24 protein-coding genes and 2 tRNA genes are annotated in these 23,064 nt (G+C 74.6%); 13 read left to right on the top strand and 13 right to left on the bottom strand.

Annotated elements, in window-relative coordinates:
- Nucleotides 1-24 precede the first annotated feature (24 nt).
- From F7P10_RS06505 to F7P10_RS06485, 5 genes are all read right to left on the bottom strand, one after another.
- The gene (locus F7P10_RS06505; protein WP_254716453.1) at nt 25-285 is read right to left on the bottom strand and encodes a zf-TFIIB domain-containing protein; all 261 of its coding nucleotides are present in this window, start codon (nt 283-285) and stop codon (nt 25-27) included.
- A 94-nt stretch (nt 286-379) separates the two neighbouring features.
- Nucleotides 380-1,303 carry a phosphotransferase family protein gene (locus F7P10_RS06500; RefSeq protein WP_151008522.1) on the bottom strand — a complete coding sequence of 308 codons (924 nt, stop codon included), beginning with the start codon at nt 1,301-1,303 and terminating at the stop codon, nt 380-382.
- 8 nt (nt 1,304-1,311) lie between these two features.
- Complete coding sequence (locus tag F7P10_RS06495; RefSeq protein ID WP_254716452.1) at nt 1,312-2,616, bottom strand: MFS transporter; 1,305 nt, start codon at nt 2,614-2,616, stop codon at nt 1,312-1,314.
- 146 nt (nt 2,617-2,762) lie between these two features.
- Entirely contained in the window at nt 2,763-3,290 is a 528-nt protein-coding gene (locus F7P10_RS06490; protein ID WP_151008521.1) for a DinB family protein, read from the bottom strand.
- Nucleotides 3,291-3,526: 236 nt separating this feature from the next.
- Nucleotides 3,527-3,841, bottom strand: a complete 315-nt coding sequence (locus tag F7P10_RS06485; protein ID WP_151008520.1) for a hypothetical protein — start codon at nt 3,839-3,841, stop codon at nt 3,527-3,529.
- Between the two features lie 338 nt (nt 3,842-4,179).
- On the opposite strand from F7P10_RS06485, the gene F7P10_RS06480 reads away from it, so the two are divergent.
- From F7P10_RS06480 to F7P10_RS06470, 3 genes are all read left to right on the top strand, one after another.
- Nucleotides 4,180-4,262 (top strand) — tRNA-Ser (locus F7P10_RS06480).
- Between the two features lie 112 nt (nt 4,263-4,374).
- Nucleotides 4,375-4,449: transfer RNA gene (locus F7P10_RS06475), tRNA-His, on the top strand.
- A 107-nt stretch (nt 4,450-4,556) separates the two neighbouring features.
- Complete coding sequence (locus F7P10_RS06470; RefSeq protein WP_151008519.1) at nt 4,557-6,479, top strand: glycoside hydrolase family 3 protein; 1,923 nt, start codon at nt 4,557-4,559, stop codon at nt 6,477-6,479.
- Nucleotides 6,480-6,500: 21 nt separating this feature from the next.
- Here F7P10_RS06470 and F7P10_RS45315 read toward each other — a convergent pair whose 3' ends face one another.
- Nucleotides 6,501-6,761, bottom strand: a complete 261-nt coding sequence (locus F7P10_RS45315; RefSeq protein WP_368077481.1) for a substrate-binding domain-containing protein — start codon at nt 6,759-6,761, stop codon at nt 6,501-6,503.
- Nucleotides 6,662-7,519: a LacI family DNA-binding transcriptional regulator gene (locus F7P10_RS06465; RefSeq protein WP_368077457.1), complete on the bottom strand. Its 858-nt coding sequence runs from the start codon at nt 7,517-7,519 to the stop codon at nt 6,662-6,664. The genes F7P10_RS45315 and F7P10_RS06465 overlap by 100 nt, the downstream gene beginning before the upstream one ends.
- A 185-nt stretch (nt 7,520-7,704) precedes the next feature.
- Between F7P10_RS06465 and F7P10_RS06460 the strand changes: the two genes are divergently transcribed.
- The 6 genes from F7P10_RS06460 to F7P10_RS06435 all read left to right on the top strand — a co-directional run bounded on the left by F7P10_RS06460 (nt 7,705) and on the right by F7P10_RS06435 (nt 14,086).
- Nucleotides 7,705-8,703 (top strand): zinc-binding dehydrogenase, encoded by a 999-nt coding sequence (locus tag F7P10_RS06460; RefSeq protein ID WP_151008518.1) that lies wholly within the window; start codon nt 7,705-7,707, stop codon nt 8,701-8,703.
- Nucleotides 8,700-9,299 (top strand): TRAP transporter small permease, encoded by a 600-nt coding sequence (locus F7P10_RS06455; protein ID WP_151008517.1) that lies wholly within the window; start codon nt 8,700-8,702, stop codon nt 9,297-9,299. Before F7P10_RS06460 ends, F7P10_RS06455 begins: the two co-directional genes overlap by 4 nt.
- The gene (locus tag F7P10_RS06450) at nt 9,296-10,570 is read left to right on the top strand and encodes a TRAP transporter large permease (protein ID WP_151008516.1); all 1,275 of its coding nucleotides are present in this window, start codon (nt 9,296-9,298) and stop codon (nt 10,568-10,570) included. Before F7P10_RS06455 ends, F7P10_RS06450 begins: the two co-directional genes overlap by 4 nt.
- 57 nt (nt 10,571-10,627) lie before the next feature.
- A complete protein-coding gene (locus F7P10_RS06445) occupies nt 10,628-11,635 on the top strand; it encodes a DctP family TRAP transporter solute-binding subunit (RefSeq protein WP_151008515.1) in 1,008 nt (335 codons plus the stop codon).
- A 43-nt stretch (nt 11,636-11,678) separates the two neighbouring features.
- A complete protein-coding gene (aroQ, locus tag F7P10_RS06440) occupies nt 11,679-12,116 on the top strand; it encodes a type II 3-dehydroquinate dehydratase (RefSeq protein ID WP_151008514.1) in 438 nt (145 codons plus the stop codon).
- Nucleotides 12,117-12,181: 65 nt separating this feature from the next.
- The gene (locus F7P10_RS06435) at nt 12,182-14,086 is read left to right on the top strand and encodes a bifunctional sugar phosphate isomerase/epimerase/4-hydroxyphenylpyruvate dioxygenase family protein (RefSeq protein ID WP_151008513.1); all 1,905 of its coding nucleotides are present in this window, start codon (nt 12,182-12,184) and stop codon (nt 14,084-14,086) included.
- On the opposite strand, the gene F7P10_RS06430 is transcribed toward F7P10_RS06435, so the two are convergent.
- Entirely contained in the window at nt 14,067-14,930 is an 864-nt protein-coding gene (locus tag F7P10_RS06430) for an NAD-dependent epimerase (RefSeq protein ID WP_254716451.1), read from the bottom strand. The genes F7P10_RS06435 and F7P10_RS06430 overlap by 20 nt on opposite strands.
- Between F7P10_RS06430 and F7P10_RS06425 the strand changes: the two genes are divergently transcribed.
- From F7P10_RS06425 to F7P10_RS06410, 4 genes are all read left to right on the top strand, one after another.
- Nucleotides 14,884-15,567, top strand: coding sequence for a GlxA family transcriptional regulator (locus F7P10_RS06425; RefSeq protein ID WP_254716450.1), 684 nt, complete (start codon nt 14,884-14,886; stop codon nt 15,565-15,567). The genes F7P10_RS06430 and F7P10_RS06425 overlap by 47 nt on opposite strands.
- A 278-nt stretch (nt 15,568-15,845) precedes the next feature.
- On the top strand, nt 15,846-16,919 hold the full coding sequence (locus F7P10_RS06420) for an ROK family transcriptional regulator (RefSeq protein ID WP_151008510.1): 1,074 nt from the start codon (nt 15,846-15,848) through the stop codon (nt 16,917-16,919).
- A gap of 132 nt (nt 16,920-17,051) precedes the next feature.
- Nucleotides 17,052-17,348 carry a hypothetical protein gene (locus F7P10_RS06415; protein ID WP_151008509.1) on the top strand — a complete coding sequence of 99 codons (297 nt, stop codon included), beginning with the start codon at nt 17,052-17,054 and terminating at the stop codon, nt 17,346-17,348.
- Complete coding sequence (locus tag F7P10_RS06410) at nt 17,345-17,647, top strand: hypothetical protein (RefSeq protein WP_151008508.1); 303 nt, start codon at nt 17,345-17,347, stop codon at nt 17,645-17,647. Before F7P10_RS06415 ends, F7P10_RS06410 begins: the two co-directional genes overlap by 4 nt.
- An 18-nt stretch (nt 17,648-17,665) precedes the next feature.
- Here F7P10_RS06410 and F7P10_RS06405 read toward each other — a convergent pair whose 3' ends face one another.
- From F7P10_RS06405 to pdhA, 5 genes are all read right to left on the bottom strand, one after another.
- Entirely contained in the window at nt 17,666-18,775 is a 1,110-nt protein-coding gene (locus tag F7P10_RS06405) for an AAA family ATPase (RefSeq protein WP_151008507.1), read from the bottom strand.
- Nucleotides 18,772-19,431, bottom strand: coding sequence for a nicotinamide riboside transporter PnuC (gene pnuC / locus F7P10_RS06400; protein WP_151008506.1), 660 nt, complete (start codon nt 19,429-19,431; stop codon nt 18,772-18,774). Before pnuC ends, F7P10_RS06405 begins: the two co-directional genes overlap by 4 nt.
- 135 nt (nt 19,432-19,566) lie before the next feature.
- Complete coding sequence (locus tag F7P10_RS06395) at nt 19,567-20,871, bottom strand: dihydrolipoamide acetyltransferase family protein (protein ID WP_151008505.1); 1,305 nt, start codon at nt 20,869-20,871, stop codon at nt 19,567-19,569.
- Nucleotides 20,868-21,884, bottom strand: a complete 1,017-nt coding sequence (locus F7P10_RS06390) for an alpha-ketoacid dehydrogenase subunit beta (RefSeq protein WP_151008504.1) — start codon at nt 21,882-21,884, stop codon at nt 20,868-20,870. The genes F7P10_RS06395 and F7P10_RS06390 overlap by 4 nt, the downstream gene beginning before the upstream one ends.
- 10 nt (nt 21,885-21,894) lie before the next feature.
- The gene (gene pdhA / locus F7P10_RS06385; RefSeq protein ID WP_151008503.1) at nt 21,895-23,052 is read right to left on the bottom strand and encodes a pyruvate dehydrogenase (acetyl-transferring) E1 component subunit alpha; all 1,158 of its coding nucleotides are present in this window, start codon (nt 23,050-23,052) and stop codon (nt 21,895-21,897) included.
- Between the last annotated feature and the right edge of the window lie 12 nt (nt 23,053-23,064).

The following is a 23,064-nucleotide window of genomic DNA, read 5'->3' as shown; positions in this document are numbered from 1 at the left end:
CACGGCCGTCGCCGTTCGCGGGCGTCAGGTGGAGAACAGCATGTGGAACACGCCGCCGCCGTAGGGACGGTGGTGGTGCCCGCCATGGTGGTGGTGGTGCACCTGCGGCGCCGCCGCGGGCGCGCTCCAACCCGGGGTCGCCGGCGCGGCCGGGGCGGCCGGCGGCGCGGCCCGGTACTGGGCCTCCATCTGGCCGAGGGCCTCCAGCTCGCCGTAGTCGAGGAAGATGCCCCGGCACGCGTCACATTGCTCGATGTGGACGCCGCTCCGCGTGTAGGTCCGCATCACGCCACGGCACTTAGGGCAGTGCATCGCCTTACCATCCCTTCGTTAAGGAACCCCAGGTAGAGGGTAAATCTAAGGCAGGTTCCCCGTCACGTCATGCCGGTTCTCCGCCGATTCCGGTGCTGGCCATTCTCCTGCAGGCGTCGATCATCGCCTCTTCGGGGCCGTCCAGCGGCCGATCGTCCTTCCTTGCGGATTGGACGCACGTCGCGGCGATTTGGATCGCAAGACTTCGGGCGGGTACCTCCAGGTTCGTCCACGGGTCGCCGTCCGCCGGGACGGCCGGGCCCCCGGCGGCCCGGTAGGCGCCCAGGAACCGCTCCCAATCGGCCGGGTCCAGGACGCCGCCGCAGTACAGCGCCGCCGGGCGCGCGAGGTCCCAGGCGGGGTCGCCGCGCCCCAGGTCCTCGATGTCGATGAGGCGCCAGCCGCCGTCCCGCGGCCGGACCATCTGCCCGAGGTGCCAGTCGCCGTGCACGATCCGCTCCACCGGGCGGGGCGGCTCCGGCTCCTCCCCGCGGATCCACGCGGGCAGCCCGGCGAACGCGCGCCGCACCGCGTCCTCGGCGGGCCCGTCCCCGAGCCGCCCCACCAGCCGCGCGACCCGCTCAGGACGTCCCCAGGACGGCGCCCCGTCCGGGACCGGCACCCGGTGCAGGGCGGCGAGCAGCCGCGCCCCGTCCTCCCAGGGCAGTTCGCGGGCCGGGTCCACCGGTTTCCCGTACGGGGCGACGGTCACCGTCCGGCCGCCCGCGTCGACCGGCGGGCCGTCCGGGCCGAGCAGGATGCCCGGCAGCGCCGCCGCGAGCCGGATCCGCTCGCCGAACTCCGGGCCGAGTTCCCGGTCGGGCTGGTGCGCCTTCACCGCGACGTCCCCGACCCGCACCACCAGCACGCCGTGCCGGTCGTAGAGCGTCTCGGCGGCGCCGGGCGAACCGTCGCCGGGCGAACCACCGCCGATCTCGACGAGCCGGGCGAACAGCGCGGACCGCTCGGACCGGGGGGTCTCGGTATGCACCCGGACAGTCAACCACCCGCCGCCGCGCCGCGCCCGGCAGGTTTCCGTGACAGCGCGAGCACGCACACCGTCGCGACGGCCGAGAACAGCGCGAGCGCCACGCACACCGTCCGCAGCGCGCCGGTGTAGTGCGCACCCGTCAGCCGGTCCCCGCTCAGCGCCGCGAGTGCCGCGCCCACCACCGCGATCCCGACCGTCTCGGTGGCCAGCCGCGCGGTCGAGAACATCCCGGACGCCGTCCCCGCCTGGTCGGGCCGGACCGCGGTCACCGCCAGCCCGTCCAGCAGCCCGGTGGACAGCCCGAACCCGGCCCCGGTCAGCGCCAGCGGGACGGCCAGCGACCCCGGCGTGCTGCCCGGCCCGATCGTCACGAGCAGCAGCGCGCCCACCCCGGTCACCGCCACCGACCCGGCCACCAAGGGCCCCGTCGGCATCCGCTTGGCGAGCGCCGTCCCCGCCATGGGCAGCAGCACGGTCGGCGCGGTGAGCATCAGCAGCCACGCGCCCGCCTCCCCGGCGTCCAGCCCCACCACGGAGATGAGGTACGACGGCAGGTACACCAGCAGCGGCACCAGCACGAACACGATCGACCCGGCCGCCACCGCGTACGACGAGAAGTGCCGGTTCCCCAGCAGCCCGAGCTCGAACATCGGGTCGCCGGTCCGCCGCTCGACGGCCACGAACGCCGCCGCCAGCACCGCCGCCGCGACGAACCCGCCCGCGACGAGCGGGCCGCCGAAGCCGCGCTCGCCGCCCTCCACGATCGAGGTGATCAGCGCCAGCAGCGCGGACGTGAACAGCACCGCGCCCGCCCAGTCGATCCGGCGCCCGGCACCGGCCCGCGCGGCCGGCAGCCGCGGGACGAGCACCAGCACCAGCCCCGCGACCGCTGCGGGCACCCCGAACGCGGCCCGCCAGCCCAGCGTCTCCACCAGCACCCCGCCGACCGTCGGCCCGAACGCCAGCCCCATGCCGAGCACGGTCCCGAGCAGCCCGAACGCCCGCACCCGCGCCGCCCCGTGGAACGTCGCCGCCAGGATCGCCGAGCCGGCGGTCGCCGCCGCCGCGGCCCCCATGCCGCCGAGCGCCCGCACCGCGTTGAGCGTCAGGACGTCCTGGGACGCCGCCGCGGCCAGGCCCGTCGCGCAGAACACCGCGACGCCCCCGGCGAAGATCCGCCGCCGCCCCGCCACGTCGGCCAGCGATCCCATCGCGACCAGGAAACTCGCGAAGCACGCGTTGTACCCCGTGATCACCCACTGCGACGCGGTGAGCCCGGCGCCCAGATCGTCCCGGATGTCCGGCAGCGCCACCGACGCGCCCGTGATCGTCAGCGGGAACGTGAACGACGACAGCAGGACGACCGCCAGGACGATCGCGTTGCCCCGCAGCGTTTCCTCGGGCGCCCCCTTCGGCGCCCCTCCCTGTGCCCCGTGCTGCGCCCCCTGCCGTGCCTCCTTCAGTGCCCCGTGCTCCCGTCGATGCGCTCGCGCAGCAGGTCGGCGTGCCCGTTGTGCCGCGCGTACTCCTCGACCATCGACCAGTACACCCAGCGCAGGCTCATCTCGACGCCGCGCCGCGGGTCCAGGTACGTCTCGTCGAGTGACCGGCCGTCGACCGTCCGGCGGACCGCCTCGATCTCCGCGAGGTACACGGCCATGTCCGCCTCGGCGTCGGCCCCGTCCACCCGGAACTCGGCCTCGAGGTCGTCGTCCGACACGTACAGGTAGTCGACCCGCTCTCCGGCGAACCGCGTCCGGAACCAGTCGCGCTCGACCTCCGCCATGTGCCGGACGAGCCCCAGCAGCGACAGCCCCGACGGCTCGACGCGGCACGACTTCAGCTGCTCGGCCGTCAGCCCCGCGCACTTCCACAGCAGGGTCTCGCGGTGGTGGTCCAGCCAGGCGTCGGCCAGTGAACGCTCGTCGCCGGTCAGGTGGTCGGCCCAGGGATGGGAGCGGGTGACTTCGGGAGCAGTCCAGGTCATGTTTCCACTATGTCGGAGTCAATCCCGGTATGCAGTCCGATATACCGGCGGCGGAGACTGTCCGGCGCCGGGCGAACTCCGGAGCCGGGCGTGCCCGCCCGAGGGGCGCGCCGCCGTCGACCGTCCTGATGTCGGCGGACGGTCACGGCACGCTCGCGGCCGCGGCCCGCGTCCGGCCGCTCCGGGCGGCCCGCCGCGTGCCCGCCGGACGGGCGGGCGGCGCGCGGAGCCGGGGCTCAGCGGCGGCGCCGTCCCTCGATCCGGCCCCGGACGAGCCGCGGGTGGAAGTAGCTGATCTCCGTGCGGCCGCCGTCGGTGACGCAGAGGATCCGGTAGCCGTTGCGGCCGTCCTCGTCCGGCACGGTGAACTCCTCCGGCTCGAACATGCCCTCGGCGGCCATCGCGGTGAACCAGCGGCCCAGCGCGAACTCGTCGGGGAACATCACCGACCCGGCGCCGTGCGGGCCGAGCGTGTAGCCGACCTCGAAGAGGCACCCTTCGGGCGGATAGTCGATCGGGCCGTCGCACGTGCTCCCGCCGCGCTCGTCCAAACCCCCACCGCCTTCCGCCGCTCATCCTATGGCGCACCGGCCGCCACCCTTCCCGGGCGCCGCCCCGTCCACTGTGACCGGTGACGCGGACGGCATGCGGACCGGGGTCGCCGACGGCGGCGGCGCACCCGATCCGAAGTGCCGCGAAAAAGGCTTGCGCCGGGAAATGTGCTGCGACAGCATGGGGGTGTCGTCGAAACGGGACGGAAAGGGGAAAGTGATGCTCCGGCACCGAATGCCCAGCCACAGTCGCCCCCGTCTCGGGAGTCGCGGAGGGACGTGACCAGCACGTTCGTCCGACGGCCGCCCGCAGGACGCGGGCGGTCTCTTCTTTTCCCGGAGGGTTGGCCGAGCGGAAAGGCACCGGCTTGCTAAGCCGTGGTCAGGGTCACCTGCGCGAGTTCGAATCCCGCACCCTCCGTCCGGCCGGATAGGAATGCTGGTGCATTCGGCGATCTCATAAGTCGCATTAGGCAGGTTCGATCCCTGCATCCGGTACTCGCCCCGGCGAAGTTCGCCTTCGCGGGGGGCGCGGCGTCCGTGGTGTGGTGGTCTGCACGCCGGGTTGTGGTCCCGGAAGTCCTCGGTTCGATACCGGGCGGTCGCCCTGAAAGTCCGCATTGTCGGTGTTCGACGGGCGGCGACCGTCAGATATTGCCCAGAGGCTGACATTCGGTTGCGTTGAGATTGATCATCCGCGGAAACGTCTCGCCGCATGGACTGCACCTCGGCGAAGGCGGAGCGGCGGCGCGTCCGCTCCCGGCACCGCGTTCTGGCGTTCGGCGTGCTCGCCACGCTCGTGATCGGCACCGGCGGCGGTACCGTCCGCCGGGACGGCGGCGCGGTCCCCGCCGCGGACGCCGTCCTCGCCGCGACCGAGCGCGCCGCCGCGCCGCTCCCGTACCTCGACCCCGGCCTGCCCGTCGGGAAGCGCGTGGACGACCTGATCGCGCGGATGAGCCTGGACGACAAGCTCGGGCAGATGACCCAGCCGGAGCGCCGGTACATCACGCCCGCGGAGATCACCGCGCACCGGATCGGCTCGGTACTGTCCAGCGGCGGGTCCGCGCCCAGCCCCAACACGCCCCGGAGCTGGGCGGACATGTACGACGGGCTGCAGCGGGCCGCGCTCGCCGGGCGGCTGCGCGTCCCGCTGATGTACGGCGTCGACGCCGTGCACGGGCACAACAACGTGGTCGGCGCGACGATCTTCCCGCACAACATCGGGCTCGGCGCGGCCCGCGACCCCGAGCTCGTCCGGCGGATCGGCGGGGCGACCGCGCGGGAGATGGCCGCGACGGGCGTCGACTGGAACTTCGCGCCCTGCGTCTGCGTGGTCCGCAACGACCGCTGGGGGCGCACCTACGAGTCGTTCGGCGAAGTGCCCGGCCTGGCCTCGGCCATGACCACCATGATCGACGGGTTGCAGGGCGAGAAGCTCGGCGCCGGACCCGCGTCCGTCCTCGCCACCGCCAAGCACTACCTCGGCGACGGCGCCACGCAGGGCGGCGACGACCGCGGCGACGCCCGGATCTCCGAGGAGCGGCTGCGCGAGATCCACCTGCCGCCGTTCCGCGCGGCCGTCCGGCGCGGCGTCGGGTCGGTGATGGTGTCCTACAGCTCCTGGAACGGCGTGAAGCTGCACGAGCACCGGTACCTGGTCACCGATGTGCTGAAGGGCGAGCTGGGCTTCACCGGGTTCGTCGTCTCCGACTACAACGGCATCGACCAGATCGACGGCGCGCCCGGGTTCACCCGCGACGAGGTCGCCAAGGCGGTCAACGCGGGCATCGACATGGTGATGGTGCCGGAGGAGTGGAAGAAGTTCATCCGGTACCTGCGGGCCGAGGTCGGCGAGGGCGACGTCCCGATGGCGCGGATCGACGACGCGAACCGGCGGATCCTCACCAAGAAGTTCGAGCTCGGCCTGTTCGAGAACCCGATGGCCGACCGCCGGCACCTGGGGTCGGTCGGGGGCGCCGGCCACCGCGCGCTGGCGCGCGGCGCGGTGGCGCGCTCGCAGGTGCTGCTGAAGAACTCCCAGGACGTCCTGCCGTTCGGCCCGGCCCACGACAAGATCTTCGTGGCGGGCCGCAGTGCCGACGACATCGGGCGCCAGTCGGGCGGCTGGACGGTCACCTGGCAGGGCAAGCCGGGCGGCATCACCCCGGGGACGACGATCCTGGAGGGCATCCGCGAGGTCGCGGGCCCCGGCGTCGAGGTCGGCTACGGCCGGGACGGGAAGGGCATCGACGACTCCTACGACGCGGCGATCGCCGTGGTCGGCGAGGACCCGTACGCCGAGTACCACGGCGACCGCACCGGCGGGCTCGGGCTGGACGACGCCGACGTGCGGACGATCGAGCGCCTGCGGGCGGCGGACGTCCCGGTCATCGTCGTCCTGGTGTCGGGCCGCCCGATGGACGTCGCGCAGCGGCTGCCGGGGTGGGACGCGCTCGTCGCGGCCTGGCTCCCCGGCACCGAGGGCGGCGGCGTCGCGGACGTTCTGTTCGGCCGGTCCGCGCCCACCGGGCGGCTCCCGGTGACGTGGATGTCGGACGCCGACCAGCAGCCGATCAACCAGGGCGACGGCAAGAAGCCGCTGTTCCCGTTCGGGTACGGCCTGACCTACGGCTGACCGGGCGGGGAGCCGGGCGGGTCAGCCGGGCGGGGGGAGCGGGCCGGTGGAGCGGCGGATGGCCAGGTGCGAGGGCAGGACGACCCGGTCGCGGGCGGGGCGGGCGCCGTGCCGGTCGCGCATGGCCAGCAGCATGTCGACGGCGGTGCGGCCGGACTCCTCGAACTGCCCGGCGAGGGTGGTCAGCGGCGGCGAGCAGAAGTCCGCGCCGAAGATGTCGTCGTAGCCGACGACGCTGAGGTCGCCGGGCACGGCCACGCCCCGTTCCGCGCAGCGGCGCAGGACGCCGATGGCGAGCAGGTCGTTGTGCGCGACCGCGGCGGTGGCGCCCGTGCCGAGCGCGGCGTCGGCGGCGGCGCCGCCGCCGGCCATGGTCGGGGGAAGGGGCCGATCCGCCGGACGGCGATGCCGTGCCGGTCGGCCGCGGCGGCCAGTGACTCCCAGCGGCGCGCGCCCAGCCAGGAGCGGGGCGGGCCGCCGAGGAAGACGAGCGAGCGGTGCCCGAGCGAGGCGAGGTGCTCGACGATCTGCCGGGTGCCCTCGGCGTGGTCGACGATGACGCTCGGCACGCCGGCGACCTGCCGGCTGACCAGGGCGAGGCGGTGCCCGGCGGCGAGGTCGGTGATCTCCGCGTCGGACATCCGGCTGGCCGCGATGACGAAGCCGTCGACGGACGGCCCGAGCCGTTCGATGTTGCGCGCCTCGACCTCGGGCGACTCCTCGGTGTCGCCGACGATCAGCGTGCAGCCCGCGGCGCGCGCCTGGTGCTCGGCGCCGCGGATGACCCCGAAGAAGTGGGGGTTGGTGATGTCGGAGACGAACAGCGCGAGGGTGTCGGTGCGGCCGGAGGGCAGGGCCCTGGCCAGCGGGTTGGTGCGGTAGCCGAGCCGGGCGGCGACCTCGGCGACGCGTGCGGCCGTCACGGCGTTGACGCGTCCCGGCCTGGACATCACCCGCGACACGGTGGAGGGCGACACCCCGGCCTCGCGTGCCACGTCGTAGATCGTCGGGCGTCCTCCGCCCGTCCTGCCCTCCGCCATCCGCAGCCCCTCCCGGATCCGCCGGTGCGGGGCCAGTCTGGCCCCGATGGAAAGTTTTGGCAACCGCTTGCCATGCTCTGAGCACGGCTTTAGTGTCAACGGCACATTTCAGACCATGTGGCGGCCCTCACAGCGCGGCCACCGGAACCGGCCATCGGCCGGCCGACGAGCGGAGAACGGAACGCATGCGGGCCATCGTCCTCACCGAACCCCGGCGCGCCGAGGTCGTCGACTCCTGGGCGGAGCCGGAACCCGGTCCCGGCGACGTGGTCGTCGCGATGCGCGCGGTCGGGCTGTGCGGGTCGGACCTCGGCGTCCACGACGGCGACCGTCCCACGCCCGCGCTGCCCTGGGTGATGGGGCACGAGGGCGGCGGCCGGATCGTGGCCGTGGGCTCCGCCGTGCGGGACCGCGAGGTCGGGCAGCAGGTGGCGGTCGAGCCCAACTACTGCTGCTTCGCGTGCCCGGCGTGCCGGCGCGGCATGACGTCCGGCTGCGAGCGGCGGCTCAGCCCCGGCATCACGGTGCCGGGGCTGCTCGCCGAGCGGGTCGCCGTCCCCGCGCGGTTCACCTGGCCGCTGCCCGTGCCGGTGGACGCCGCGGTCCTGGCGTGCGTCGAGCCGTTCGCGGTCGCCCGGTCGGCCGTCCGCCGCGCCGGGGTGCCGCCCGGGACCGGCTGCCTGGTCGTCGGCGCGGGATCGCAGGGGCTGCTCACCTGCCTGGCGCTGCTGGACGCCGGGGCACGGGCGTTCGTCACCGACCCGCGCCCGGACCGGGTGCGGGCCGCCGAGCGCCTCGGGGCCCGTCCCGTCCCGGCCGGCGACCGGGGCGACTTCCCGTTCGTCTTCGACACCGCCGGCGTCCCGGCCGCCTGGGACACCTCGGTCGGGCGGGTCGCGACCGGCGGCACCGTCATGGTGATCGGGATGAGCAGCGAGCCGGTGGGGCTTTCCACGATGGAGCTGACCAGGCGGCAGCTCCAGGTGCGCGGTTCCCTCATCTACGACCATCCGCACGACTTCGCCGGGACCGTCGCCGAGATCGCCGCCGCGGCCCCCCGGCTCGCCGCGCTGACCCGGCCGGGCGTCCCGCCGGGGGAGGCCGGACGGGCCTTCGCCGAGGCCCGCGCGGCTCCCGGCAAGTCCTGGATCGACCTGTCCGATTGGGGAGGTGAGAGGCCATGACCGCCGACACCGCCGGACCGCCCCCGGGGCGCCGGCCCGGCCGCGTCCTGCGGGCGCTGTCGCTGGCCGAGGCCGTCACCGGCGCGCTCCTGCTCGCCCTGCTGGCCGCGCTGATGCTGCTGCAGGCCGCGCAGCGCTACCTGCCCGGCGGCGGCTGGGTCTGGACGGGCGAACTCGCACGGTTCGCCTTCGTCTGGCTCACCTTCGCCATGTCGGGCTACCTCGCGGCGCGCGACGGCCACATCGCGCTGAAGGTGGTCGACATCGTGGCGGGGCCCCGGCTGCTGCGGCTGATCGGCGCCGTCGCCAACGTCACGGTCGCGATCGTCTGCCTCAACCTCGCCTACGAGGCGTGGGTCCTGGTCACGGCCGAGGGCGACCAGACCTCACCGGCGCTCGGCATCCCGATGCGCCTGTTCTACGTGATCCCGCTCGCCGGGCTGATCCTGACCGCCGTGCGCTCGTCCGTCGCCGTGTTCCGTCCGGAACCCGAAATGGACGAGCCGGACGACACCGGCGAGCCGGACGAGCCGGCCGTCGCGGCGGCCGAGGACGGCCCGGGCGGTCCCGACGATGGAGAGGAGCGGCCGCGATGAGCATGGTGCTGCTCGCGGTGGGCATCGCCGCCCTCCTGCTGCTGCGCGTCCCCGTCGCGTTCGCGCTGCTCGGCCCCTGCCTCACCTACGTCTCGCTGGAGGGCTACTCGGCGGGGCTGAGCGTGCGGCAGGCGACGGAAGCGGTCAACAGCTTCCCGCTGCTGGCCGTCCCGCTGTTCATCCTCGTCGGCGTCGTCGCGAACCGCGCGGGCATCGCCGACCGGATGTTCGACTTCGCGCTCGCCGCGATCGGCCGGGTCAGGGGCAGCCTCGGCTACGTCAACATCGGCGTCAGCCTGGGCTTCTCCTGGATGAGCGGTTCGGCGCTGGCCGACGCCGCCGGCCTCGGCAAGGTCGAGGTTCCCGCGATGGTCCGCAACGGCTACCCCAAGCGCTTCGCCGTCGGCGTCACCGCCGCCTCCAGCCTGCTCGGGCCGATCATGCCGCCGAGCATCCCGGCGGTCGTCTACGCCGGCATCGCCGGAGTGTCGACCGGAGCGCTGTTCGCCGCCTCGGTCGTGCCCGCCTTCCTGATGGCGTCCGGACTGGCCGCGACCGTCTTCCTCTGGGCGCGCCGCCAGAGCGGCCTGCGCGGGGAGGCGTTCTCCTGGAGCAGGCTGCGCGGCACGGGACTGCGCGTCCTGGGCCCGCTGGGCACACCGGTGATCATCCTCGGCGGCATCCTCGGCGGCCTGTTCACCCCGACCGAGGCCGCGGCGGTGGGAGCCGCCTACGTGCTGGTGCTCGGCGCCGCCTACCGCCGGATCACCTGGCGGGACCTGTTCGGCATCGCCCGGGAGACCGCCGCGACGACGGCGTCGATCACCCTGATCGTCGGGGCGTCCGGGCTGCTCGCCTGGATCCTGGCGCGCGAGCGGGTTCCGCACCGGGTGTCGGAGGCGCTGCTCGGGCTCACCGACGAACCCGTCGTCCTCCTGCTGCTGATCAACCTGCTGATGATCCTGCTGGGCGCCGTCCTGGAGGGCATCTCGGTCCTGGTGATCACGGTGCCGATCCTGCTGCCGATCGCGACCGAGGTCGGCATCGATCCCATGCACTTCGGCGTGGTCGTCATCATGAACCTGATGATCGGCCTGCTCACTCCGCCGATCGGCGCGGTGCTGTACGTCCTGAGCCCCGTCACGCGCACGCCCGTCCACGAGGTCTTCCGCGGCGCCCTCCCGTTCCTGCTCCCGCTCCTGGCCGTCCTGCTGCTGGTGACGTTCGTCCCCGCGACCGTCACCTACCTGCCCGGGTTGCTCGGCCTGTAGCGACCCGTGCCGTCACCACACGCGCACCGAGACCCCCACCCCTGAGGAGCAAGGCCCATGACGAGACGACCCGGCAAGACACTGGCGGTCCTGACCGCCGCGGCCGTCCTGGCGACCGGCTGCAGCGCGATGAACAGCGGAGACGACGGAGGCACCGTCACGCTGTCCTTCGCCAACAGCTACACCACCGAGCACCCGCACACCCGGTGCGGGATCCAGGTCGTCGCGGACGCGGTGAACGGCCAGGACATCGGGGTGAAGATCGAGACGTTCCCCAACAGCCAGCTCGGCAACGACTCCACCCGCTTCGACTCCGTCAAGGCCGGCGACGTCGACATGGACGTGCAGGGCTCGTCGGCGCTCGCCGGGAGCCACGCGCCCGTCGGCGTCCTGGACATGGCCTACGCGTTCGACGGGCCGGACCACCTGTTCACCTTCTTCGACGGCGAGCAGGGCACCCGGCTGAAGGAGGAGTTCGCGAAGGCGACCGGAACGCGCGTCCTGGACGTCTGGTTCTTCGGGATGCGGCACTTCAGCGCCAACTCCGCGATCCGCACACCGGACGATCTGCAGGGCCTGCGCATGCGGTTCCCCGACTCCGAGATCTACCTCCAGAACGCCAGGGCCGTCGGCGCCGAGCCCACCACGGTCGCGTTCGAGGAGCTGTACCTCAGCCTCCAGCGGAAGATCATCGACGGCCAGGAGAACCCGATCCCGACGATCGCGGAGAAGAGCCTCGAAGAGGTCCAGAGCCACGTCAACCTGACCGGCCACCAGACCGGATCGCAGCTCGTCGTCATCAACGACGACCGCTGGCAGGAGCTCTCCTCCGAGCAGCGGCAGGCGCTGCAGAAGGCGGTCTCGGACGCCCGCGCGGGCAACCGCAAGTGCATCGAGGACGACGAGGCGAAGATCCTCGCGCAATGGCGGAGCGAGGGCGAGCCCACGATCGTCGAGGACGTCGACCGGACCGCGTTCGCCGCGAAGGCGGAGAAGTACTTCACCGAGAACCTCGAAGGGGAGACGGCCGAGCTGTACCGGACGATCCGCGCCTCCGCCCCCTGACCCGTATCCCCTGACCTGTACCCCTGACCCGAAAGGAGCGGCCGTGCTGGTTCGCGTGCTCAACGGCCCCAACCTGCGCAGGCTCGGGACCAGAGAACCGGACAAGTACGGCACCGCCACGTACGCCCGGCTCGTCGAGCACTGCCACGCGGTGGCCGGCGAGCTGGGCCTGGAGGCGACGGTCCGGCAGACCGACGCCGAGCACGAGATGCTCGGCTGGATCCACGAGGCCGCCGACGACGGAGCGGCCGTGGTGCTCAACCCGGCGGCGTGGACGCACACGTCCGTCGCGCTGCGCGACGCCTGCGCGATGCTGACGGCGCCGCTCGTCGAGGTGCACCTGACCAACGTGCACGCCCGCGAGCCGTTCCGGCACCGCTCGTACATCTCGCCGGTCGCCGCCGCCGTGATCGCGGGCTGCGGCATCGACGGGTACGCGCTCGCGCTGCGCTGGCTCGCGGCCCGCCCCGCCGGCGGGTAGAGCCGGACGGGCAGACCCGGACGGGTACAGCGGCGGGCGGGACCGAGGGAACGGAGGAGGAGGCCATGCGACGGTCGATCGCGACCGTGTGCCTGTCGGGCACGCTGGAGGACAAGCTGGACGCGGCCGCGGCGGCCGGGTTCGACGGCGTCGAGATCTTCGAGAACGACCTCCTCGCCTGCCCGCTCGGCCCCGAGCAGGTCGCCGAACGGTGCGCGGAACTCGGTCTGCGCATCGAGCTGTACCAGCCGTTCCGCGACTTCGAGGCGGTCCCGGAGGAGACGCACCGGCGGAACCTGCGCCGGGCCGGGCACAAGTTCGCGCTCGCGCGGCGGCTCGGCGCGCGCACCGTCCTGGTGTGCTCGTCGGTCGCGCCCGAGGCGGTCGACGACGACGCGCTGGCCGCCCGGCGGCTGCGCGCCCTCGCCGACCTCGCCGCCGAGCACGGGCTGCGCGTCGCCTACGAGGCCCTCGCCTGGGGGAGGTACGTCCGGACCTGGGAGCGTTCGGCGGACCTCGTCCTGCGCGCCGACCATCCCGCGCTGGGCCTGTGCCTCGACAGCTTCCACGTGCTGTCGCGCGACGGCGACATCACGGGCATCACCGATGTCCCCGCCGAGAAGCTCTTCTTCCTCCAGCTCGCCGACGCTCCGCACCTGCGCATGGACGTGCTCCAGTGGAGCCGCCACCACCGGCTGTTCCCGGGGCAGGGCGCGTTCGACCTCGCCGGCTTCACCGCGCGGGTGCTCGAGGCCGGCTACACCGGCCCGCTGTCGCTGGAGGTCTTCAACGACGTCTTCCGGCAGGCGCCCCCCGACCGCGCGGCCGTCGACGCGATGCGCTCGCTGATCGTGCTGGAGGAGACGCTCGCCCGCCGCGCCCCCGCGACCGTCCGCGGGCGGACCGTGCCCCCGTCTCCGTCCCCGTCCCCGTCCCGGTTCGCGGATCCGCCGCCGCCCGCGCCGTCGCCGGAGGGCTTCGCCTTCGTGGAGCTGGCGGTCGGCGCCGAGTCCGCCACCGAGGCCGCCCGGACGCTGGCGGCGATCGGTTTCGCCCATGTCGGGCAGCACCGGTCCAAACCGGTGCAGCTCTGGCAGCAGGGGGACGCCCGCGTCCTGCTCAACGCCACCGGGACGTCCGGCACGTCAGGCGCGGCGATCGGCGCGTTCGCGGTCGAGACCGGCGACCCCGGCCGCGCGGCGCGCCGCGCCGGCGCGCTGCTGGCGCCGGTCCTGCCGCGGACGCGCGGCGCCGCCGAGGCCGACCTGACCTCGGTCGAGGCCCCGGACGGCACCGCCGTCTTCTTCTGCCGGACCGGCGCCGCGGACGGCTGGCTCGGCGACTTCATCCGCTCCGGCGCACCGGCCGCAGACCGGACCGGCATCGCCGCGATCGACCACCTCGCCCTGTCGCAGCCGTTCGACGCCTTCGACGAGGCGACCCTCTTCTACCGCTCCCTGCTGGGTCTCGCGCCCGAGCACGACGCCGAACTCGCCGCGCCCTTCGGGCTCGTCCGCAGCCGCGCCGTCACCGACCCCGACCGCAGGGTGCGCCTCCTGCTCGACGGCACCCTGCTGCGCCGCGGCTCCTGGGCGCCGGCCGTGCCCGACCCCCAGCACGTGGCGTTCCGCACCGACGACATCTTCCGCACCGCGCGGATCCTGCGCGAGTCGGGCGCCCCGATCCTGAAGGTCCCCGCCAACTACCACGACGACCTGGACGCCCGCCTCGCGCCGGACCCCGACCTCCTCGCCGCGCTGCGCGAGCACGACGTCTTCTACGACCGGGACGGCGACGCCGAGTACTTCCACCTGTGCACCGAGATCCTGGGGTCGCGGGTCTTCTTCGAGATCGTCCAGCGCTCGCCCGGCTACACCGGCTACGGCAGCGCCAGCGCGCCCGTCCGCATGGCCGCGCACCGGGCGGCCCACGGCGCCGCCCGCACGCCGGTCAGCCGAGCATCTCCTTGAGGACGCCGTCGAGCGGCGACGCCTCGACGCCGAACCGCGCGGCCAGGGCGGAGGCGTCCACGACGTAAGGCCGGTGCGACATGTGGCCGGTCTCCCAGAGCTCGTCCCAGAAGGGATCGCCGAGGCCGAGGAGCGTGAGCTCGCGGTCGGTCATGGTCTCCAGGCGCGGCTCGGGCGCCCCGGCGAGGGCGGCGAGCCGGCCGGCGACCTCGCGCACCGACGCGGTGATCATCGGCGCGTGCCAGGCCCGGCCCCACCCGTCCGCCGACCGGGCGACGGCGACGAGCGCGCGGGCGGCGTCCCCGATCGCCGTGTACGCGTGCGGGACGTCGAGCGCGGCGGGCACGAGCGCGAGCCGTCCCGCGAGCACCTTCGGCAGCACCATCAGCGAGAAGACCGAGTACGCGCCGCCGCCGAGGGACTGCCCGGCCCTGACCTCCGCCGCGCGGACGCGCCCGGCGTCGTGGGCCTCCTTCGCGCGCAGCCACATCTCGGCCCGGACCCGTCCCTTCGGGCCGGGCGCGGCGAGCGGACGGTCCTCGGTGAGCGTCCCGTCGACCGGCCCGTACCCGTACAGGTTGCCGAGCATCACGTAGTCCGCGCCGGACCGCTCCGCCGCCGCCAGCATCGCGTCGAACAGCGGCGGCAGCGCCTCCGGCCACGTGGTGTAGGCGGGCGCGGCGGTGTTGACGACGGTGGCGGCGCCCTCGGCGAGCCGGGCGAGCGCGCCGCCGTCGGTGGCGTCGAGCGCGATCCGCTCGACGCCCGGGTGGTCGGGCCCGGCGGTCCTGCGGGCCGTGCGGGACGCCGCGTCCGCCGGGGCGCGCGTCGCCGCGATCTGCACCGGCGTGTTCGTCCTCGGCGAGGCCGGGCTCCTCGACGGCCGCCGCGCCACGACGCACTGGGGCCTGACCTCCGCGCTCGCCGAACGGTTCCCGGCGGCGACCGTCCTGCCGGACGTCCTGTACGAGGCGGACGGCCCCGTGCTGACCTCGGCGGGCGCCGCCGCCGGGATCGAGCTGTGCCTGCACATCGTCCGCACCGACCGCGGCGCGGCGGCGGCCGCCGACATCGCGCGCCTCACCGTGGCCGCGCCGCCGCGCCCCGGCGACCAGGCGCAGGTGGTGGACGAGCCGGTGCCCGCCGAACCGGACGCGTCGCTGGCCGCGACCCGCGCGTGGGCGCTGGAGCGGCTCGCGGAGCCGCTCGCCCTCGCCGACCTGGCCCGGCACGCCCGCGTCAGCACCCGCACCCTGTCCCGCCGCTTCCGCGCGGAGACCGGCCTCAGCCCGCTGCGCTGGCTCCTGCACCGGCGGATCGACCGGGCGTGCGAGCTGCTGGAGACGACCCGGCTGCCGATGGACCAGGTGGCCCGGCTCGCCGGGCTGGGCAGCGCCGACTCGCTGCGCGGCCATCTCGTCCGCCGGATGGGCGTGACGCCGTCGGAGTACCGGGCGTGGGTCGGTCCGTCGGTGCGGTGAGGGCTCGATGCCGGGCCGGACGAGCGAACGCGGTCATCGTGGACCTCCGGTGGCGCCGGACGGAACTCCGTGTCCATGGCCCGGTGCCCGGGCGCTCCCCGGAGACGTGGCTCGGAGACGTGGCTCGGAGACCGGCTCCGGCCATCGCGATCGCGGGGCCCCGCTCGGCCCTCGTCCCGCCGTCCCGGCTGGGTATCCTCGAGCCGCCGCCACCGACCGTCACCGCGCGAACGTCTTTCGCGAGTGCGCCGGCCCGCCGACCGCCGTCGAGAGGTTCCGTGACCCGACCGTCCCCGCACGGAGCAGATCCCTCGGTCCTGCGCCGCCTCAACTCCGCCGCGACCCTCCGCGCGCTCCGCGCCGGCGGCGAGTTCACGCTGTCCGCCCTCGCCGAGCGGGTCGGGGTGTCGCGCCCCACCGCCGAGGGCGTCCTCGGCGAGCTGACCGCCCGCGGCCTGGTCGCCGAGGTCGCGCCCCGGCACGGCGCCGGGCTCGGCCGCCCCGCCCGCCGCTACCGCTTCCGCGCCGAGGCCGGGCACGTCCTCGGCATCGAGATCGACGCGCACCGCGCCCGCCTCCTGGTCGCCGACCTCGCCGGTGGCGTCGTCGGCGGCCACCGCGCCGACCTCCCCCCGGCCGCCCCGCCCGCGGAACGCGTCGCCGCCGTCCGCGCCGCCGTCAAGACCTGCCTGTCCGCCGCCGGGGTCGCGCGCCGCTCGCTGCGCGCCGTCGCCGCCGGGACGCCCGGCGTCGTCGACCCGTCCGGCACCGTCGCGTCCTGCACCGTCGTCCCCGGCTGGGAGGGCGTCGCCCTCGGCCGCGAACTCGCCCGCTCCTTCGCCTGCCCCGTCCTGGTCGAGAACGACGCCAACCTCGCCGCGCTCGCCGAACGCTGGCGCGGTGCCGCCCGCGACGCCGACGACGTCGTCTGCGTGCACGCCGGGCTGCACACCGGTATCGGCGTCCTCATCGGCGGCCGCCTGCACCGCGGCCGCTCCGGTGCCGCGGGCGAGGTCGGCATGCTCCCCGAACTCGGCCTCCGCGACACCGCCGGCGCCCTCGCCGCCGAACCCGCCGCCCGCCTCGCCGCCCGGATGGCCCGCGGCGTCGCCGCGATGGCCCTCGCCCTCGACCCCGAGATGATCGTCGTCGGCGGACCGCTCGTCCGTCCCGGCGACCCGCTCGTCGCCGAACTCGTCCGGCACGTCCGTCCGCTGTGCCTCGCGCCCGTCCGCATCGAGGAGTCCCCGCTCGGCGACGAGTCCGTCGGCCTCGGCGCCGTCCGCCTCGCCCTCGACCGCGTCGACGAGGACCTGTTCTCCCTCGACTTCGCCCTCGACCCGGCGCGTTGACCGGACGTCCCCGGCCCGTTCCGGCCATCATGGAAGCACGATGCGGCGGCGATGTCGGTGCGGATGTCGGGGGCGGCCGGTAGCCTCCCCGGCACACGACCCAGGGCCGCACGACCGACGGAGGGGAGCCCCGTGAGCGCCATGCCGGCCGAACCCCCGCGCCATCGCGGGCGGGTGCACCGCATCCCGCGCACCGTCGAGGGCATCGGCGCGTGGCTGTCCCGCGAGAAGCGCGCCGCGTTCCTCGCCGAGGTCCGGGACGCCGAGCGGGGCCGCGAGCTCGACAACGTGCTGTCCGGCTGGTACGCCGAGGCGATGCTCGACCAGCTCCCCGACCGCGAGCGCCGCCGCGCCCGCGCGCTCGACCGCCGGGGCGCCGTCGCCCTCGATGACATCGCCGCCCGGCGCGGTCCCCGCCCCCGCGGGTGACCGCCGCCGCGCCGCGCAGCGAGAAGAGCGGCTGGACCGTCTACTGCTCCGAGGTGGCGGCCGACGTGCTCGAATCCGTGCCGCCGCCCGTCAAGGACGACCTGATCGACTTCCTGTGCGACCTCGCCCGGCACGGCGGTCCCGCTGTCGACGCGGGTCTGCCGCCTCCCGGCCGTCCCCTCGACGGCGTCGGCGTCCACTACACCCACACCGCCCCCGGCACCGCGGCCTGCATCGAGTACCTCGTGCTGGCCGACATCAAGGAGTTCTACGTCGCCGACCTGGTCTGGGCCGGCTGACCGGCGCCTCCCCCGGCGCTACGCGGTCAGCGGCGGGGCGAAGGGCCAGGGCTCGGCGAGGAGGGCGTCCGTCGCGGCGACCGCGGCGGCCAGGCGGTCCTCGTGCGGGCCGGTGACGGCGAGATGGCGGAGCCCGCACCGCGCCAGCTCGTCCCGGAGCCGGTCCGACATCCACGCCCGGATCGACTCGCCGTCGCGCCACCCGTCCTGCTCGAACGGGACGCCGTCCGGGTCGGTGAGGATCCACAGATGGTGCGGCACGCGCGCGTGGACGGCCTCGACGTCGGGTGCCGGGGCACCCAGGTAACGCTCGTGCCACACGGCGGTCGCGAACGCGTCGGTGTCGCACACCAGGAGCGGCGAGCCCGAACGGGCGGCGGCGTCCTCCAGGAGCGCGTGCCGTTCGGCGATGCGCGTGAACTCCGCGGACTCCCAGGCGAGGTCGTCCAGCCAGAGGGACGCGTCGCCCGCGGCGCGGCGGGCCGCGGCGAGCTTCTCCTCCGTGTAGGTGCGCCCGTACTCGGGGACCCAGCGGGTCGCGGACCAGACGCCGCCGCGTTCGGCGTAATGCGCGGCCAGCGCGCGCGCCAGCGTCGTGGTGCCCGTCGACTCGGCGCCGACCACCACGACGCGGCGGGCCAGGTACGCGCGGACGGGCGGCGACAGCCACTCCCAGTTCCCGGCCGGATCGGCGCGGACGGCCGTGCCGCTGACGGGGAACCGCTCCCGGGGCGGGTCGACCGGCACGTGCACGGCCGAGAACCGGGCGGCGAGCTCCGCCCCGTACGGCTCCGAGCTGAACACCGCGTCGACCGGCGGGACGCCGACGCCGAGCCCCGAACGCAGCGCGAGCCCCGCGCGGAACGCCGCCACGTGCGCCGACCACACCTCGTCGGACTCGTAGTCGATCTCGGCGTCGTCCACCACCGGGACGACCTCGACGTTCGGCTGCCGGTGCGCCTCGCGCAGCCACGCCGTCCGCAGCGCCAGCGGGACGCTCTCGACGCTGGACGCCGCGACGACCACGCTCACCCGGACGCACGCGGCGGCCGCCGCGTCGATCAGATGGTGGTGCCCCGCGTGCGGCGGGTAGAACTTGCCGATGACGAGGCCGTGCTCGTACGTCATGCGGCCGCCGGGACGGTCTCCGCGCGCCCGCCCGAAGTGCGCCGCCAGTCGCGGTACCAGGTGGCCAGGCCGGCCACGCACAGCGACAGGAACAGGATGTACAGCACGCTCGTCAGCTTGAGGTCCTTGTGGAAGTACAGCGGGATGTACACCAGGTCGGCGATGATCCAGATCCACCACGACTCGAGCAGCTTGCGCGACTGCCCGTAGATCGCCATCAGCGACAGCGCGGTCGTCAGCGCGTCCCAGAACGGGACGGTCGAGTCGGTGTAGGCCGTCAGCAGCCACGTGATCGCGGCGGTGCCGGCCGCCCCGGCCGCGAGCAGCGCCGCCCACTCGGCCCGGGTGGTGCGCCGGACGGGCAGGTCGTCGCGACCCTCGCCGCCGTACAGCCACACCCACCAGCCGTACACCTGGAGGGCGATGTAGACGATCTGCAGCCCGGCGTCGGCGTACAGCCCGCCGTCGAGGAACACCAGGCCGAGCAGGATCACGTTCGCGATGCCGATCGGCCAGTTCAGGATGTTCTGCCGGACGACGAGCCACACGTTGACCGCGCCCGTCGCGAAGCCCAGCAGCTCGGCCCACGTGGTGGGGACCGTGCCCAGGTGGAAGGCCGGATCGAGCAGCGGGCCCAGCGGAACGTTCACCGACATGACGGCGATCTTCGCATATCGCGGCCGCCCCGATCCCGTCCGGACACGCCCGGACGGGATCGCCCCGGCCCCCTCGGGCGCCGGGGCGCCCGAGGGGAGAGACCCCGCGTCCTCCGGGCGCCCCGAGGGCGGCCGTCAGGCGACGATGAGCAGCGGGTTCTCCAGCAGCTCGGCCAGCCGCGCGAGGAACGCGGCGGCGGTCGCGCCGTCGCACGCCCGGTGGTCCACCGACAACGTCACGGCCATCCGCTTGCCCGGGACCACCTGGCCGTCCCGCACCACCGGCTCGTCCCGGACGGCGCCCACGGCGAGGATCGCGGCCTCCGGCGGGTTGATCACCGCGGAGAACGAGTCGACGCCGAACATGCCGAGGTTGCTGACGCTGAACGTCCCGCCGCTCATGTCGTTCGCCGACAGCTTGCCGTCGCGCGCCCGTCCGGCCAGCTCGCGGGTCTCCCGGCCGATCTCCGAGACGCTCCGCCGGTCGGCGTCCCGCACGACCGGGACGACCAGGCCGTCCTTCACCGCGACCGCTACGCCGACGTGCACCCGCTTGTGGAAGAGGAGGTTCTCCTCCGTGTAGGAGACGTTGACCGCCGGGTGCTCGCGCAGCGCCGTCGCGCACGCCTTGACGACCAGGTCGTTCACGCTGATCTTGGCCGGGGCGAGCGCCTCGTTGAGCGTCGCGCGGAACGCGACGAGCGCCTCGGCGTCCACCTCCCGGTTGAGGTAGAAATGCGGCGCGTTCTGCTTGCTCTCCGTGAGCCGGCGGGCCGCGACCTTGCGGAACCGGTTCAGCGGCACCGCCTCGACGTCGGGGGCGTCCGCCCGGGACGCGGCCGCGGGCGCGGACGGCGCGGACGGCGCGGCGGCGGGCGCCGGAGCGGGCGCCGTGGCGACGGGCGGCTGCTGGGCGGACCCTCCGGAGCGGACCGCGGCCTCGATGTCGGCCCGGACGATCCGTCCACCGGGCCCCGAACCGGACAGCGTTGCGAGGTCGATGCCGTGGTCGCGGGCCAGCCGCCGCGCGAGCGGCGACGCCGGCGGGCGGGACGCGCCCGTCCGCTGGGGGGCCGGAGCGGACGGCTTCGTCGCCGCGGCGGGTGCGGGCGCCGCCTCCGGTTCCGGAGCCGCCGCCTCCGGCTCGGCCCCGGCGGTCGGCTCGGGGGCGGCGGCGGGCGCCGGGGCCGCGCCGGACGGCGCGCCCTTCGGCGCGACCACGGCGATCGGCGCGCCGATGGCCGCCGTCTCGCCCTCGCCGACCAGGATCTTCTCCAGCACGCCGGCCTCGTAGGCCTCGTACTCCATGACCGCCTTGTCGGTCTCGATGTCCACCAGGACGTCGCCGACCGCGACCTCGTCCCCCGGCTGCTTCTGCCAGGAGCTGATGACGCCCTCCTCCATCGTGTCGGAGAGGCGGGGCATGAGGATCTCGGTCATGAGGCGGTCTCCAGGGCGAGCCGGCCGGTCGCGCGGAGGGTGTCGCGGGCGGCGGTGAGCAGGGACTCGGCGGACGGCAGCGCCGCCGACTCCAGGGACTTGGCGTAGGGGAGCGGCACCTCGGCCATCGCGACGCGCCGCACCGGCGCGTCCAGCCAGTCGAAGGCGCCTTCCTGGATGGTCGCGGCGATCTCGGCGCCGATGCCGTAGGTCAGCCAGTCGTCCTCGGCGACGACGGCGCAGCCCGTCCCGCGGACGGACTCGACGATCGTCGCGCGGTCCAGCGGGCGCAGGCTGCGCAGGTCGACGACCTCGGCGGAGACGCCCTCCGCGGCGAGGGTCTCGGCGACCTCGGCGGCGACGCGCGCCATCCGGGAGTAGCCGATCAGCGTGATGTCGGTGCCCGGACGGGTGACGGCGGCGCGGCCGATCTGCGCGGGCTCGAGGTCCTCGACCCCGGCGGGCAGCTCGCCCTTGGTGTTGTAGAGGGCGAGGTTCTCCAGGAACAGGACCGGGTCGTCGTCGCGGATCGCGGCCTTGAGCATGGCGGACGCCTCGGCGGGCGTGCTCGGTGCGACGACCTTCAGGCCCGGGATGAAGGAGTAGAACAGCTCGACGTTCTGCGAGTGGGTGGCGCCGAGCTGCTGCCCGCCGCCGCCCGGGGTGCGGATGACCACCGGGACGCTGGTCTGCCCGCCGAACATCCCGTAGATCTTCGCGGCGTGGTTGACGATCTGGTCGAGCGCCAGCAGCGAGAAGTTGATCGTCATGAGCTCCACGACCGGGCGCAGGCCCAGCATGGCGGCGCCGATCGCGGCGCCGACGAAGCCCTCCTCGGCGATCGGGGTGTCGCGCACCCGGCGCGGCCCGAACTCTTTCAGCAGGCCCTCGGTGATCTTGTACGAGCCCTCGAAGAGCCCGATCTCCTCGCCCATCAGGAAGACGTTCTCGTCCCTGATCATCTCGGCGCGGAGGGTGTCCCGGAGGGCCTGGCGGTAGGTGACGGTTGCCATGGACGGCTCCTCAGGAACTGAATACGGGGTCCGCGGGCAGGCGGCGCAGCTCGCCCGGGACCGGGGTGGCGTAGGTGTAGTCGAACAGCGTGGAGACGTCCGGCGCCGGGGACCCGTCGGCGAACGCCGCCGCGGCGTCGACCTCGGCGGTGACCTCGGCGTCCAGCGCGTCCCGCGCGTCGTGCGACAGGATCCCGCGCTCGGCGAGGTCCAGCGCGATGCGGGCCAGCGGGTCGGCGGCCTTGAGCGCATCCCGCTCCTCCTTGGAGCGGTAGCGGGCCGGGTCGACGACCGAGTGGCCCTTCAGCCGGGGGCTGATGGTCTCCAGCAGGTACGGGCGGCTGTCCGCGCGGGCCTTCTCGACGGCCAGCACGGCGGCGTCCCGCACGGCGACGACGTCCGTCCCGTCGACGCGGGCGGACTCCATCCGGTAGGCGGCGCCGCGCTTGTACAGCTCGGGCTCGGCGGAGGAGTTCTCCACGGTGGTGCCCATGCCCAGCCCGTTGTTGATGACGACGAACACGGCGGGCAGGTCCCACAGGCCCGCGATGTTCAGCGACTCGTGGAACGCGCCGATCGCGGCCGTCCCGTCGCCCATCTGGCACATGACGACGTCGTCGCCGCCCTTGTAGCCGACGGCGAGCGCCGCGCCCGTGGCGAGCGGCACCTGGCCGCCGACGATGCCGTACCCGCCGAGCAGCCGGGCCTCCTTGTCGAACATGTGCATCGACCCGCCCCAGCCCTTGGACACGCCGGTGGAGCGGCCGTACAGCTCGGCCATCACCCGGTCGGGGGTGATGCCCTTGGCAATCGCGTAGCCGTGCTCGCGGTAGTTCGTGAACAGGTAGTCGGTGGGCCGCAGCGCGGCCATCAGCCCGACGACCGTGGCCTCCTCCCCGAGGTTCAGGTGGCAGTAGCCGCCGATCTTCGCCTCGGTGTAGGCGCGGGCGGCGCGCTCCTCGAACCGGCGGATCAGCAGCATCTGCCGGTAGTAACCGATGAGCGTCTCCGCGTCGGCGCCCGAACCGGACGCGCTGCCCGCCGGGACGTCGGCGCCCGGCGCGGGCGTCGCCGCGCGGCCGGTCTCGCGCCCGGACGCCTTGGCGCCGCGCGTTCTGCTGGTGCGGGCCGGGGCGGCAGTGCCGGCCGACCGGGTCGTCTCAGCCATCGGCGACCTTCC

Origin of the sequence: Actinomadura sp. WMMB 499, from assembly GCF_008824145.1 — a bacterium.
GTDB lineage: Bacteria > Actinomycetota > Actinomycetes > Streptosporangiales > Streptosporangiaceae > Spirillospora.
Note: the sequence above shows the minus strand (reverse complement) of the source record. Positions and strands in the feature narration are given on the sequence as shown.